A 12,040-nucleotide genomic window follows, 5' to 3' on the forward strand; every position below is an offset into this window, starting at 1 on the left:
CACGATGACCAGGCATGACGACCAAGACGACCTGGCCGCTCGTGCGCGTCCTGCGCGACCGCGACGCCGGACTCTGTCTCGCGGGCGTGGTGGTCTCCGGCTTCGGCACCTCCGCCCTGTGGCTGGCCTCGGGCGTGTGGGTCAAGGACCTCACCGGCTCCGACGGCCTGGCCGCGCTGTGCATGCTCGCCCTGTGGCTGCCGGCCCTGGCCGGGCCACTGCTGGGCACACTCGCCGACCGGGGCCGCCGCAAGCCGCTGCTGATCGGCGTGAACGTGCTGCTCGGGGCCCTCCTGCTCACCCTGGTGGGCGTCGTCGCCCCGGGCGACCTCTGGCTGCTGTACGGGGTGCTGTTCGTGTACGGGGCGGCGGGCGTCGTCCACGACGCGGCCGAGTCGGCGCTGGTCGCGACCGTCGTCGACCCGTCCCTGCTGGGCGACTTCAACGGCCTGCGCATGACGGCGGCCGAGGGCATGAAGCTGCTGGCCCCGCTGGCGGGCGCGGGCCTGTACGCGGCGTACGGCGGCGCGAGTGTCGCTCTCCTGGACGCGGCGACGTTCGTGCTGGCCGCAGGCCTGTACGCGGCGCTGCGCGGGCGGGAGGAGAAGCCGGCCCGGCCCCGGGACGGCCGTCCACGGCGGACCGCCGAGGGTGTCCGCCACCTGTGGGCGCACCCCGTGCTGCGCCCCCTGGTCCTGGCGGGCGGCGCCACCATGCTGTGCGCGGGCCTGAACGGCGCGCTGGTCTACGCCGTCGTCGACGGCCTCGGGCGCTCCCCCGCGTACGCCGGTGTCCTGTACGCCGTGCAGGGCGCCGGGTCGGTCGTGGTCGGGCTGCTGTCCGGCGCCGCCCTGCGCCGGCTGGGGGCGCGGCGCTTCGGGGCGTACGGCGTCGCCCTGCTGGCGCTCGCGGTGGCCCTGCGGGCGGTGCCGTCCGACCCGGTGGCGCTGGTGTGCAGCGCGGCGATCGGCGCGGGGCTGCCCGCCGTGCTGATCGCCACGCTGACGTCCGTGCAGCGCGAGACGCCCGGGGCGCTGCTGGGCCGGGTCACGGCCACCGCCCACACACTGGTGTACGCGCCGAACGTGGCCGGGCTGGCCGCCGGGGCGGCCCTGGTCGAGCCGGTGGGCCACCGGCCGGTGCTGGTGGCCCTGGGCGTGGCCCTGCTGGTGACGGCGGCGGCGCTGTGCGCTCCCCCGGCCGGGGCCGAAGCCGTCCCGCACCGGTGATGGCCACGGGCGGGGCACGTCGTCGTGGTGGGCGGAGGGCCCGCCGGTGTCACCACCGGTGCGGCCACTCAGCTGTGTCAGAGCCCGGCGAGGGCGGAGCGGACCGTGTCCAGGTCGCCGTCGGACGCCAGTCCGGCGTGATACAGCCGCAGTTCGGTCGCGCCCAGCCGCCGTGCCTCGGCGGCGTCGGCGGCGAGGGTGCCGGGGCTGCCGCCCATCCCCGAGACGACGGTGAAGTTGGCGGCGATGACGGCGCCCTCGCGCTCCTGCCGTGCGAACGGCGTCAGCGTGCCGGTGCCGCCCGCGCAGGGGACGACCACGCCGTCCGCGACGGACAGGATGTGCGCCGGGTCGACGCCGGGGTTGGCGCCGACGTGGTACGACACGGGGTCCGCGTGCAGCAGCACCCGGAAGCCGTCGGGAGCGGCCGCCCGGACCGCCGCGACGGCCTGTTCCTGGAGCGTGCGGGCGGTTTCGTCGCGGTACGCGCGCGTGGTGTTCGCGAAGGTCTCGCCGAGGAGTTTCTCGATGCCCGGCCAGGCTCCGTCGGAGGGCGCCCCCTGCCACACCGGCTCCAGCGCGGTCCGTACGGCGGCCGCCAGCCGGTCGGCGTCGAGGCCCTGCCGGCCATAGCCCTCCCGGCAGGACGGGCAGAAGCACAGCGCCATCAGATACTGCCCGGCGTCCCCGAGGCCGATGCCGCCGGTCTTGTCGTGGGCGTGCAGATGCTGCAGGCCGTACCAGCCGAGGGATTCCAGCTCGGTGCCGCGCGCCCCGGGCCGGACGGCGGCCTCGGCGGCCAGGTCGGTCAGGTAGGCGCGCGTGGCGGGCTGTGCGATGCAGGGCGCCCAGGGGTAGCGGTCGCCGTAGGCGTTGACGACCGAGGTGTCCGGGTGCTCGGCGCCCAGGCGGGAGTTGTGGGCGAGGACGACCCAGGTGTGTACGTCGAGACCGGCCTCGGCGAGCGCGGCGGCGGCCTCGCCGAAGGCGTCTCCGGGGGCCCAGGCGCCGGCCGCGTAGGGGCGCAGCTCGCGTCCGGCCCAGCGGTCGTCGGCCGGGTACAGCACGGCGGCGTGCTCGGCGGTGACGATGCGGTGGCGCGGGTGGCGGGGCGTGAGGGCGCGCGTGGAGTGGTAGGCGGCGGCGAGCGTCACCTGTGCCACGCCCAGCGCGGCGATGCGCGCGGGTGCCTCCGGGTCGCCGTTGACGTCCCAGGGGTAGACGAACGTCGACGCCTTCACTTGGCCTCCTCCAGCAGCGCGTGGCCCCGCTCGATCAGTTCGGCGAGCTGCTTCACATGATCCCCGCTCGGCTCGTGCAGCGGGGGCCGCACCTCCCCGACGTCGAGGCCGCGCAGCCGTACACCGGCCTTGACCAGGGCGACCGCGTAGCCGCGGCCCCGGTCGCGCAGTTCGACGAACGGGCGGTAGAAACCGTCCAGCAGCTTCGCCACGGTGGCGTCGTCGCCGGTCCGGAGGGCCTGGTGGAAGGCGAGGGCGATCTCCGGTGCGAAGCAGAACACGGCGGACGAGTAGAGCGTGACCCCGAGGGCGCGGTAGGCGAGCTGGGTCTGCTCGGCGGTGGGCAGGCCGTTGAAGTAGAGGAAGTCCCCCGGAGCCTCGGTGCGGACGGCGCTGACGACGCGCTGCATGAGGTCGAGGTCGCCGAGCCCGTCCTTCAGGCCGATGATCCCGTCCGTGCGGGCCAGGGCGACGACCGTCTGCGGGGTGAACACGGCGTTGTCGCGCTGGTAGACGATGACCGGCAGGGCGGTCGCGGCGGCGACCTCGCGGTAGTGCCGCAGCAGACCCTCCTGACCGGCGACGACGAGGTAGGGCGGCATGGCGAGCAGCCCGTCCGCGCCGGCGGCCTCGGCGAGGCGGGCGTAGCGCACGGCGAGCGCGGTGCCGTACCCGGCGCCGGCGACGACCGGCACACGCCCGTCGGCGGCCTCGACGGCGACCCGGACGCAGGCCTCGAACTCCTCGGGCGTCAGCGCGTGGAACTCGCCGGTGCCGCAGCAGGCGAACACGGCGGCGGCTCCGGCCTCCACCCCGCGCCGGACGTGCGTGCGGTAGGTGTCGAGGTCCACGGAGCCGTCGGGTCCGTAGGCGGTGACCGGGAAGAACAGCGGCCCGCTGGGGATGTCGAGTCGTGTGGCGAGAGGGGCTGGCGTCACAAGCTCTCCCGGTTCCATATTCATGATTGACGTCTATATTTCTGAACAACTCCACGCTAAGGCGCCGCCTAGGTGCCGGTCAAGCGCGCACACCCGCGACGCACCTGCGGATTCGCCCTCCCCGCGGCATACTTGACGGGCTCCGCCCCAGATCCTTAGCGTGTCCACGCATATGAATGTCGTGCGCTCATATGCACGCTGGCGATCAGTGCGCTGTGCGATCGGCACGGTTGGCGATCAAGGAGACCCGAGGATGCCCGCTCCCCGCACCGTCCTGCTCACCGGCGCCGCCGGCGGCCTCGGCAGCCTGATGCGGGACCTGCTCCCGGCATACGGCTACGAGCTGCGCCTGCTGGACCTGCGCCCGATCGAGGGCGAGCCCGACGCGATCGCCGCCGACCTGGCCGACCGGGACGCCGTGCGCGAGGCGGTCCGGGGCGTCGACGCGATCATCCACCTCGCAGGCATCTCCCTGGAAGCACCCTTCGAGAAGATCCTCAAGGCGAACATCGAGGGCACCTACCACCTCTACGAGGCCGCCCGCGAGGAGGGCGTCGGCCGGATCGTCTTCGCCTCCTCCAACCACGCCGTCGGCTACACCCCGCGCCCCCAGGGCGACGACCCGCTCATCCCCATCGACACCCCGCGCCGTCCGGACACCTTCTACGGCCTGTCCAAGTGCTTCGGCGAGGACCTCGCGCAGCTCTACTGGGACCGGCACGGCCTGGAGACGGTCTCGGTGCGCATCGGCTCCTGCTTCCCCGAGCCGACCAGCGTGCGCATGCTCTCGGTGTGGATGAGCCCCTCCGACGGCGCCCGTCTCTTCCACGCGGCCCTGACCGCCGAGCACGTCGGCCACACCGTCGTGCACGGCTCCTCCGCCAACACCCGGCTGTGGTGGGACCTCACCAGCGCCCGGGCGCTCGGCTACGAGCCGCAGGACGACTCCGAGCCGTACGCCGAGAAGCTCATCGCCGAGCAGGGCGAGCTGCAGGACGGCAACGAGGCGCACGCCTACCTCGGCGGCCAGTTCGTGACGGACCCGCCGATCTGGCCGTACTGACCGGAAACAGTCGTCACCAGGGCGGGCGGGCAGAGAACGGGCCCGCCCGCAGGCATGTCCGGGCACGTGCCGTGCCCTGGCCGGAGGCGCGGCAGCGCCACGCCCAGGGGCGCGGGGAAGTGCGCGACCAGCCACGACGCACCCGCGGCCGCCACATCACCGCACCACCCGAGCACAGGGGCACGTCCCGCCCGAACGGGCACACGCGGGCAGCATCGGGCGCGGATCAGGCCTGGTCACCACACCCCACCCGCTGTAGAACTTCCCTCAAGGCCCGACCGAGGGCCCGAACGGGCAGCACAGCAGGAAGGCGGGTGACGGCCATGAACAGGACCGCGGAAGAACGACAGCGCGACATCGTGCTGGCCGCGCGGCGCGACGGCTCGGTCGACGTCACCGCCCTCGCCGCGGAACTGGGCGTGGCCAAGGAGACCGTACGAAGGGACCTGCGCGTCCTGGAGGACCACGGCCTGCTCCGCCGCACCCACGGCGGCGCCTACCCCGTGGAGAGCGCCGGCTTCGAGACGACGCTCGCCTTCCGGGCCACCAGCCACGTCCCCGAGAAGCGCCGGGTCGCGGCCGCCGCGGCCGAGCTGCTCGGCGACGCCGAGACCGTCTTCGTCGACGAGGGCTACACCCCGCAGCTCATCGCCGAGGCACTCCCCCGGGACCGGCCGCTGACCGTGGTCACCGCGTCCCTGCCCGTCGCGGGCGCCCTCGCCGAGGCCGAGCACGTCTGCGTGCTGCTGCTCGGCGGCCGGGTGCGGCGCGGAACCCTCGCCACCGTCGACCACTGGACGACGAAGATGCTGTCCGGCTTCGTCGTCGACCTGGCGTTCATCGGCGCCAACGGCATCTCCCGCGAACACGGCCTCACCACCCCCGACCCGGCCGTCAGCGAGGTCAAGACCCAGGCGATCCGGGCCGCCCGGCGCGTGGTCTTCGCCGGCGTGCACACCAAGTTCGGAGCGGTCAGCTTCTGCCGGTTCGCCGACGTCGGCACGCTGGAGACGATCGTGACGAGCACTCTGCTGCCGGCCGCCGAGGCCCACCGCTACTCGCTGCTCGGGCCGCAGGTCATCCGCGTCTGACCCGCACGTCCCTCCACCTCCCCCAGGGCGCCCGCACACGCCCTGCGATGCCCCTTATCTCCCCATACATCCAGGAGCGATCCATGCGAACCCAGAGCCGACGACGGCCACCGCGAGCCCCGCTCGCCCTGGCCGCCGCAGGGACGCTGCTCGCCCCGCTGCTCTCCGGCTGCTGGGTCGGCGCGGGCGGGGCCGGTTCCGGCGGCGACGCCATCAACGTCCTGATGGTCAACAACCCGCAGATGGTCGAGTTGCAGAAGCTGACCCGCGCCCACTTCACCAAGGAGACGGGCATCAAGGTCAACTTCACCGTCCTGCCCGAGAACGACGTCCGCGACAAGATCAGCCAGGACTTCGCCAACCAGGCCGGCCAGTACGACGTGGCCACCCTGTCCAACTACGAGATACCGATCTACGCCCGCAACGGCTGGCTGCGCCAGATGAACGGCTACGTCGCCAAGGACCCCGCCTACGACGAGCAGGACGTCCTGAAGCCGATGCGCCAGTCCCTCACCGCGGACGACGGCAAGCTCTACGGCCAACCCTTCTACGGCGAGTCGTCCTTCCTCATGTACCGCAAGGACGTGTTCGAGAAAAAGGGCCTCACCATGCCCGCGCACCCCACCTGGCGACAAGTGGCGGACCTCGCCGCGAAGGCGGACGGCTCCGAGCCCGGCATGAAGGGCATCTGCCTGCGCGGCCTGCCCGGCTGGGGCGAGGTGATGGCCCCGCTGACGACGGTCGTGAACACCTTCGGCGGCACCTGGTTCGACAAGGACTGGAAGGCCCGCCTCGACTCCCCCGCCTTCAAAAAGGCGACGAAGTTCTATGTCGACCTCGTGCGTGAGCACGGCGAGTCCGGCGCCGCCCAGGCCGGCTTCGCCGAGTGCCTGAACAACATGACCCAGGGCAAGGTCGCCATGTGGTACGACGCCACCTCCGCGGCCGGATCCCTGGAGGCGGCGAACTCCCCGGTGAAGGGCAAGGTGGGCTACGCCCCCGCGCCCGTCGAGAAGACCGAGTCCTCCGGCTGGCTCTACACCTGGGCCTGGGGCATCCAGAAGGCCTCCCGCAACCCGGACAACGCCTGGAAGTTCGTCTCCTGGGCGTCGGGCAAGGGCTACGAGGAGCTGGTCGGCGACCAGGTGGGCTGGTCGAACGTACCGGCCGGCAAGCGGGCCTCCACGTACGCCAACGCCGACTACCGCAAGGAGGCCGGGGCCTTCCAGGAGATGACCAAGGAGGCCATCGAGAAGGCCCGGCCGAACGACCCCGGCGTACAGCCGCGGCCCGCGCCCGGCATCCAGTTCGTCGGCATCCCCGAGTTCACCGACCTCGGCACCAAGGTCTCCCAGGAGATCAGCGCGGCCATCGCCGGACGCCAGTCCGTCGAGTCGGCCCTGAAGAAGGCCCAGGCGCTCGCCGCGAAGATCTCCGAGGAGTACGAGGGACGATGACCGCCACGACAACGGCCCCCGCGGCCTCCCCCGAGATACGCAACCCCGTCCGCCGGCCCTCCGCCCGGCTGCGCGCCTGGGCGACCCGGGCCCCGCTGCTGCCCGCCCTGATCTTCATGATCGTCGTCACCCAGCTGCCCTTCGTGGCCACGCTGGTGATCTCCTTCTTCGACTGGAACTCCCTCTATCCCGACGCCCGGCACTTCACCGGCCTCGACAACTACCAGGAGGTCCTCACCGACCCGGACCTGCGCCACTCGGTGGGGACGACCGTGCTTCTGACGGTGGCCGTGGTCCTGGCCAGCCTGGTGCTCGGACTGGTCCTCGCGCTGCTGCTGGACCGGCGGTTCCGCGGCCGGGGCATCGTACGGACGCTGCTGATCGCACCGTTCCTGGTGGTGCCGGTCGCGGCGGCCCTGCTCTGGAAGCACGTGCTCTACAACCCTGAATACGGCCTGTTCAATGGGCTGTTGCACTATGTGGGCGGGCCACAGCCCGACTGGATCTCCAGCACCCCGCTGCTCGCGGTCGAGGCGTCCCTCGTCTGGCAGTGGACACCGTTCATGATGCTGATCCTGCTGGCCGGACTGCAGAGCCGCGACCACGAGCAGATCGAGGCGGCCCGGGTCGACGGCGCGAGCGACTGGCAGATCTTCGTCCATCTGACGCTGCCGCACCTGCGCCGCTACCTCGAACTGGGCGCCCTGCTGGGCTCGATCTACATCGTCCAGAACTTCGACGCGGTCTTCACGATCACGTCCGGGGGCCTCGGCACCGCCAACCTCCCCTACACCGTCTACCAGAGCTTCTACCAGGCCCACGAGAACGGCCTCGCCTCGGCCGCGGGCGTCCTGGTGGTCATCGGCTCGATCGTCATCGCGACCTTCGCCCTGCGCGTGGTGTCGTCCCTGTTCCGCGAGGAGGTGTCCCGCGCATGAGCACGACCGCACCACACGCCCGCCGTGTCCGTGGCAAGGGGGCGGGCCTGGGCCTGCTGGCCTGGCTGCTCGGGATCGCGTTCTTCCTGCCCATCGCGTGGATGGCGCTGACGTCCTTCCACTCGGAGACGGACGCGGCGACCAACCCGCCGTCCTTCGCGGCCGCGCTCACCCTGGACGGCTACCGCGAGTTCTTCGGCGCGGGCGGCGGCGCGAGCCCCTGGCCGGCCCTGATCAACTCCACGGTCGCGTCCGTGGCCTCGACCCTGCTGGTCCTGCTGCTGGCCTTCCCGGCGGCCTACGCGTTGTCGATCAACCGCGTCCGCAAGTGGACGGACGTCCTGTTCTTCTTCCTCTCCACGAAGATGCTGCCGGCCGTGGCGGGCCTGCTCCCGATCTACCTCTTCGCCAAGAACGCCGGGATGCTGGACAACATCTGGCTGCTGGTCATCCTCTACACCTCCATGAACCTGCCGATCGCGGTGTGGATGATGCAGTCCTTCCTCGCCGAGATCCCGGTCGCGGTGATCGAGGCCGCGAAGGTGGACGGAGCCAGGCTGCCCACGATCCTCGCGCGCGTGGTCGCCCCGATCTCCCTCCCCGGTATGGCCGCCACCGCCCTGATCTGCTTCATCTTCAGCTGGAACGAGCTGCTCTTCGCCCGGGTGCTCACGGGTGTGGTCGCCGAGACCGCCCCCGTCTTCCTGACCGGCTTCATCACCAGCCAGGGCCTGTTCCTGGCGAAGGTGTGCGCCGCGTCGCTCGTCATCTCCCTGCCGGTGCTCGCCGCGGGGTTCGCCGCCCAGGACAAGCTGGTCCAGGGCCTGTCGTTGGGAGCCGTGAAATGAAGGCCGCCGTCATCGAGTCCGTGGGCAAGGCCGTCGTCGCCGAGGTCCCCGACCCGACGCCCGGCCCGCGCGAGGTCGTGGTCGAGGTCGCGGCCTGCGGCCTGTGCGGAACCGATCTCCACATCCTCCAGGGCGAGTTCGCCCCGAAGCTGCCGATCGTGCCCGGGCACGAGTTCGCGGGCGAGGTGGTCGGGGTCGGCACCCGCGTCACGGAGGTGGCGGTGGGCGACCGGGTCGCCGTCGACCCGTCCCTGTACTGCTACGAGTGCCGCTACTGCCGTACGGGCCACAACAACCTCTGCGAACGCTGGGCGGCGATCGGCGTGACGACGGCCGGAGGCGCGGCGCAGTACGCCGTCGCCCCGGTGGCGAACTGCGTGAAGCTCCCGGACCACGTCCGCACCGAGGACGCGGCGCTCGTCGAGCCCCTCTCCTGCGCGGTACGCGGCTACGACGTCCTCCAGTCCCGCCTCGGCGCGCACGTCCTGATCTACGGCTCCGGCACCATGGGCCTGATGATGCTGGAGCTGGCCAAGCGCACGGGCGCGGCGAGCGTGGACGTCGTCGACGTGAACCCGGCCCGCCTGGAGACGGCCCGCCGCCTCGGCGTCTCGGCGGCGGCGGCGGGCCCGGACGAACTGGACCGTCCGCAGGGCTGGGACCTGGTCGTGGACGCCACGGGCAACGCGGCGGCGATCCAGGACGGCCTGGACCGGGTGGCGAAAGCGGGCACGTTCCTGCAGTTCGGCGTGGCCGACTACGCGACGCGGGTGACGGTCGACCCGTACCGCATCTACAACCAGGAGATCACCATCACCGGCTCGATGGCGGTCCTGCACAGCTTCGAGCGGGCCGCGGAACTCTTCGCGAACGGCGTCCTCGACCCGGACGTCTTCATCAGCGACCGCATCCCGCTGGAGCGCTACCCCCAGGCGCTGGAGCAGTTCGCGGCGGGCGTCGGCCGCAAGATCGTCGTCGTGCCGTAGGGCAGGGATCACCGGAGGCGGGGCGGGGGCAGGCGAAATTCGCTGGGGCGCCTGCTCCCCGCCTCGTACTCTCACGGCATGCCGAGACCTCATGGATTCACCTACGAGCAGCACGCGGGCGGCACCGTCCGCATCAGCCACCACGGCCGCCCCGCCACCACTCTGAACGGCCCCCGCGCCACGCAGTTCCTCGCCGAGATCGAGGCCTCCGACCCCCAGCTCGTCATGGCCCGCTGGACCGGCAACTACAAGCGGGGCAACGAACGCACCGCCCGCGACCACCCCCGCAATCGCCGCTGAAGCCCCCGCAATCGCCGGTGACCCGATTGGCGGCAAGGTAAGGGAACGGCAAAACCGCTTCGCTCGTTCACCCGGCATGACAGCTATGACCCCCGGCTCGAACATCCCCCTGTCCGCCGCCCGCGTGACGGTGGACGTCGCCGCCCCGGTGCGGCTCGACGTATCGGGCCTGCTGCTCACCGCCGACGGCAAGGTGCGCTCCGACGACGACTTCATCTTCTACAACCAGCCGTCGGGCCCCGGCGTGACGTACCGCTCGGGCGGTGGCACCGCGCCCGACGCGATCGTGGTCGACACCACGGCCCTTCCCCCCGGCATCGAGAAGATCGTCGTCACGGCGAGCCCGGACGCCGCGGGCCAGACCTTCCGCGGCATCGAGCCGACGGCCACGATCCGCAGCGCGGACGACGACTCCGTCCTGGCCTCCTTCACACCCCCGCAGCTCGGCGACGAGACGGCCCTGGTCATCGTGGAGGTATACCAGCGCAACGGGCAGTGGAAGGCCCGCGCCGTCGGCCAGGGATACGCCAACGGCCTGGCGGGCATCGCCACGGACTTCGGGGTCACGGTGGAGGAACCGGCCGCCGCCCCTCCGCAGCCGGTGACCCCGCCGCCGGCCCCGGTGCAGCCGCCCACCCCGCCCGTCACCGCCCCCGCCGCGCCCCCGGCCGCCCCGGCCACGCCTCCGCCGCCCCCGCCCGGCGCCGGGAAGATCAACCTCGACAAGGGCCGCGTCAGCCTCCAGAAGAACCAGACGGTCTCCCTGATGAAGGGCGGCCAGCCCCTGCTCTCCCAGGTCCGGATGGGTCTCGGCTGGGAGCCGGCCTACCGCGGCAAGGACATCGACCTGGACGCCTCGGTCATCGCCTACGGGCCGCAGCGCAACCACATCGACAGCTGCTACTTCGGCAAGCTCCAGATCGTCGGCGGCGCCATCCGGCACTCCGGCGACAACCTCACGGGTGAGGGCGGCGGGGACGACGAGACCATCATGGTCGACCTCGGCCGCCTCCCCCAGGAGGTCACGGGCCTGGTCTTCACGGTGAACTCCTTCTCCGGCCAGAAGTTCACCGAGGTCGCCAAGGCCTACTGCCGCCTCCTGGACGGCACGACCGGCGAGGAGCTGGTCCGCTTCGACCTCACCGGCGCCGAACCCCAGACCGGCGTCCTGATGGCCAAGCTGATCCGCCAGTTCTCCGGCGAGTGGGAGATGACGGCCATGGGCGACTTCGTGAAGTCCCGCACGGTGAGGGGCATGGTGAAGCCGGCGGCGCAGGCGCTCTGAGCGGCCACCGGACCGGCGTCCGGGGACGCCCCCTCACCCAGGGGGCGTCCGGCTCACCGCGTCAGCGGCGCTCCGCGCCCAGCCCCTCCATCAGCAGTGTCAGATACCGCCGGAGGTGCCGGTCCTCCCCGTCGGCCAGTTCCGACGCCGTCGCCATCCCGTGAGCCAGCCGCAGCACGTCGCTCGGCTCGACGTCCGCCCGCAGCGTGCCCTCCGCCTGCGCCGCCCGGACCAGCCGTCCGGCCGCGCCCTTCACCGAGTCGCCGCAGGCCGTGGCCACGGCCGTGCCGCTCCCGGTGACGGCCGGTCCCAGCAGGGTCTTCAGGCCGCGCATCCGGATCAGTCCGGCGCCGAGCTCGTACAGCCACTCTCCCAGCGCCTCACCCGGCGGCAGTTCCTCCGCCAGCACACCGGCCCGGGCTGCGATCGCCTCGACACGCTCCAGATACGCGGCCTCCAGCAACGCCTGCCGGGTCGGGAAGTGCCGGTACAGCGTGCCGGAGCCGACCCCGGCACGCTTGGCGATGTCGTCCAGCGAGGCGCCCTCCCCGTGCTCGGCGAAGGCCTCCGCGGCGACCGTCAGCAACCGCTCGTGGTTGCGCCGGGCATCCGCCCGCATGGGCCTGACCTGCGCCACGCGACCTCTCCTCACGAACCGGGGACT

At 72.3% G+C, this 12,040-nt stretch carries 12 protein-coding genes; 9 read left to right on the forward strand and 3 right to left on the reverse strand.

Going from position 1 to position 12,040, the window contains the following annotated elements; genetic code table 11:
- Positions 1 to 14: 14 nt before the first annotated feature.
- Positions 15 to 1,229 carry an MFS transporter gene (locus RFN52_RS09230; RefSeq protein WP_184844888.1) on the forward strand — a complete coding sequence of 405 codons (1,215 nt, stop codon included), beginning with the start codon at positions 15 to 17 and terminating at the stop codon, positions 1,227 to 1,229.
- A 77-nt stretch (positions 1,230 to 1,306) separates the two neighbouring features.
- Here RFN52_RS09230 and RFN52_RS09235 read toward each other — a convergent pair whose 3' ends face one another.
- Both RFN52_RS09235 and RFN52_RS09240 read right to left on the reverse strand, forming a co-directional pair.
- Positions 1,307 to 2,470, reverse strand: coding sequence for a hypothetical protein (locus RFN52_RS09235; protein ID WP_184844891.1), 1,164 nt, complete (start codon positions 2,468 to 2,470; stop codon positions 1,307 to 1,309).
- Positions 2,467 to 3,408, reverse strand: a complete 942-nt coding sequence (locus RFN52_RS09240; protein ID WP_184844894.1) for a 5-dehydro-4-deoxyglucarate dehydratase — start codon at positions 3,406 to 3,408, stop codon at positions 2,467 to 2,469. Before RFN52_RS09240 ends, RFN52_RS09235 begins: the two co-directional genes overlap by 4 nt.
- A 253-nt stretch (positions 3,409 to 3,661) precedes the next feature.
- Between RFN52_RS09240 and RFN52_RS09245 the strand changes: the two genes are divergently transcribed.
- From RFN52_RS09245 to RFN52_RS09280, 8 genes are all read left to right on the forward strand, one after another.
- Positions 3,662 to 4,471: an NAD-dependent epimerase/dehydratase family protein gene (locus tag RFN52_RS09245; RefSeq protein ID WP_184844897.1), complete on the forward strand. Its 810-nt coding sequence runs from the start codon at positions 3,662 to 3,664 to the stop codon at positions 4,469 to 4,471.
- 323 nt (positions 4,472 to 4,794) lie between these two features.
- On the forward strand, positions 4,795 to 5,562 hold the full coding sequence (locus RFN52_RS09250) for a DeoR/GlpR family DNA-binding transcription regulator (RefSeq protein WP_184844900.1): 768 nt from the start codon (positions 4,795 to 4,797) through the stop codon (positions 5,560 to 5,562).
- 83 nt (positions 5,563 to 5,645) lie between these two features.
- Entirely contained in the window at positions 5,646 to 7,019 is a 1,374-nt protein-coding gene (locus RFN52_RS09255) for an ABC transporter substrate-binding protein (protein WP_184844904.1), read from the forward strand.
- Positions 7,016 to 7,957 (forward strand): carbohydrate ABC transporter permease, encoded by a 942-nt coding sequence (locus RFN52_RS09260; protein WP_184844906.1) that lies wholly within the window; start codon positions 7,016 to 7,018, stop codon positions 7,955 to 7,957. The genes RFN52_RS09255 and RFN52_RS09260 overlap by 4 nt, the downstream gene beginning before the upstream one ends.
- Positions 7,954 to 8,805, forward strand: a complete 852-nt coding sequence (locus RFN52_RS09265; protein WP_184844909.1) for a carbohydrate ABC transporter permease — start codon at positions 7,954 to 7,956, stop codon at positions 8,803 to 8,805. The genes RFN52_RS09260 and RFN52_RS09265 overlap by 4 nt, the downstream gene beginning before the upstream one ends.
- On the forward strand, positions 8,802 to 9,791 hold the full coding sequence (locus tag RFN52_RS09270; RefSeq protein ID WP_184844912.1) for a zinc-dependent alcohol dehydrogenase family protein: 990 nt from the start codon (positions 8,802 to 8,804) through the stop codon (positions 9,789 to 9,791). Before RFN52_RS09265 ends, RFN52_RS09270 begins: the two co-directional genes overlap by 4 nt.
- A gap of 78 nt (positions 9,792 to 9,869) precedes the next feature.
- Entirely contained in the window at positions 9,870 to 10,091 is a 222-nt protein-coding gene (locus RFN52_RS09275) for a hypothetical protein (protein WP_184844915.1), read from the forward strand.
- A gap of 85 nt (positions 10,092 to 10,176) precedes the next feature.
- The gene (locus tag RFN52_RS09280; protein ID WP_184853835.1) at positions 10,177 to 11,376 is read left to right on the forward strand and encodes a TerD family protein; all 1,200 of its coding nucleotides are present in this window, start codon (positions 10,177 to 10,179) and stop codon (positions 11,374 to 11,376) included.
- Between the two features lie 61 nt (positions 11,377 to 11,437).
- On the opposite strand, the gene RFN52_RS09285 is transcribed toward RFN52_RS09280, so the two are convergent.
- Positions 11,438 to 12,013 carry a TetR/AcrR family transcriptional regulator gene (locus RFN52_RS09285; protein ID WP_184844919.1) on the reverse strand — a complete coding sequence of 192 codons (576 nt, stop codon included), beginning with the start codon at positions 12,011 to 12,013 and terminating at the stop codon, positions 11,438 to 11,440.
- Positions 12,014 to 12,040: the final 27 nt, after the last annotated feature.

The organism is Streptomyces collinus (genome assembly GCF_031348265.1).
Classification (GTDB): domain Bacteria; phylum Actinomycetota; class Actinomycetes; order Streptomycetales; family Streptomycetaceae; genus Streptomyces; species Streptomyces collinus.

Excerpts from the sequence above, each read along its gene's own strand:
- RFN52_RS09230 (WP_184844888.1), top strand. The coding sequence starts at position 15 with ATGACGACCAAGACGACCTGGCCGCTCGTGCGCGTCCTGCGCGACCGC.
- RFN52_RS09245 (WP_184844897.1), top strand. The coding sequence starts at position 3,662 with ATGCCCGCTCCCCGCACCGTCCTGCTCACCGGCGCCGCCGGCGGCCTC.
- RFN52_RS09250 (WP_184844900.1), top strand. The coding sequence starts at position 4,795 with ATGAACAGGACCGCGGAAGAACGACAGCGCGACATCGTGCTGGCCGCG.
- RFN52_RS09255 (WP_184844904.1), top strand. The coding sequence starts at position 5,646 with ATGCGAACCCAGAGCCGACGACGGCCACCGCGAGCCCCGCTCGCCCTG.
- RFN52_RS09260 (WP_184844906.1), top strand. The coding sequence starts at position 7,016 with ATGACCGCCACGACAACGGCCCCCGCGGCCTCCCCCGAGATACGCAAC.
- RFN52_RS09265 (WP_184844909.1), top strand. The coding sequence starts at position 7,954 with ATGAGCACGACCGCACCACACGCCCGCCGTGTCCGTGGCAAGGGGGCG.
- RFN52_RS09270 (WP_184844912.1), top strand. The coding sequence starts at position 8,802 with ATGAAGGCCGCCGTCATCGAGTCCGTGGGCAAGGCCGTCGTCGCCGAG.
- RFN52_RS09275 (WP_184844915.1), top strand. The coding sequence starts at position 9,870 with ATGCCGAGACCTCATGGATTCACCTACGAGCAGCACGCGGGCGGCACC.
- RFN52_RS09280 (WP_184853835.1), top strand. The coding sequence starts at position 10,177 with ATGACCCCCGGCTCGAACATCCCCCTGTCCGCCGCCCGCGTGACGGTG.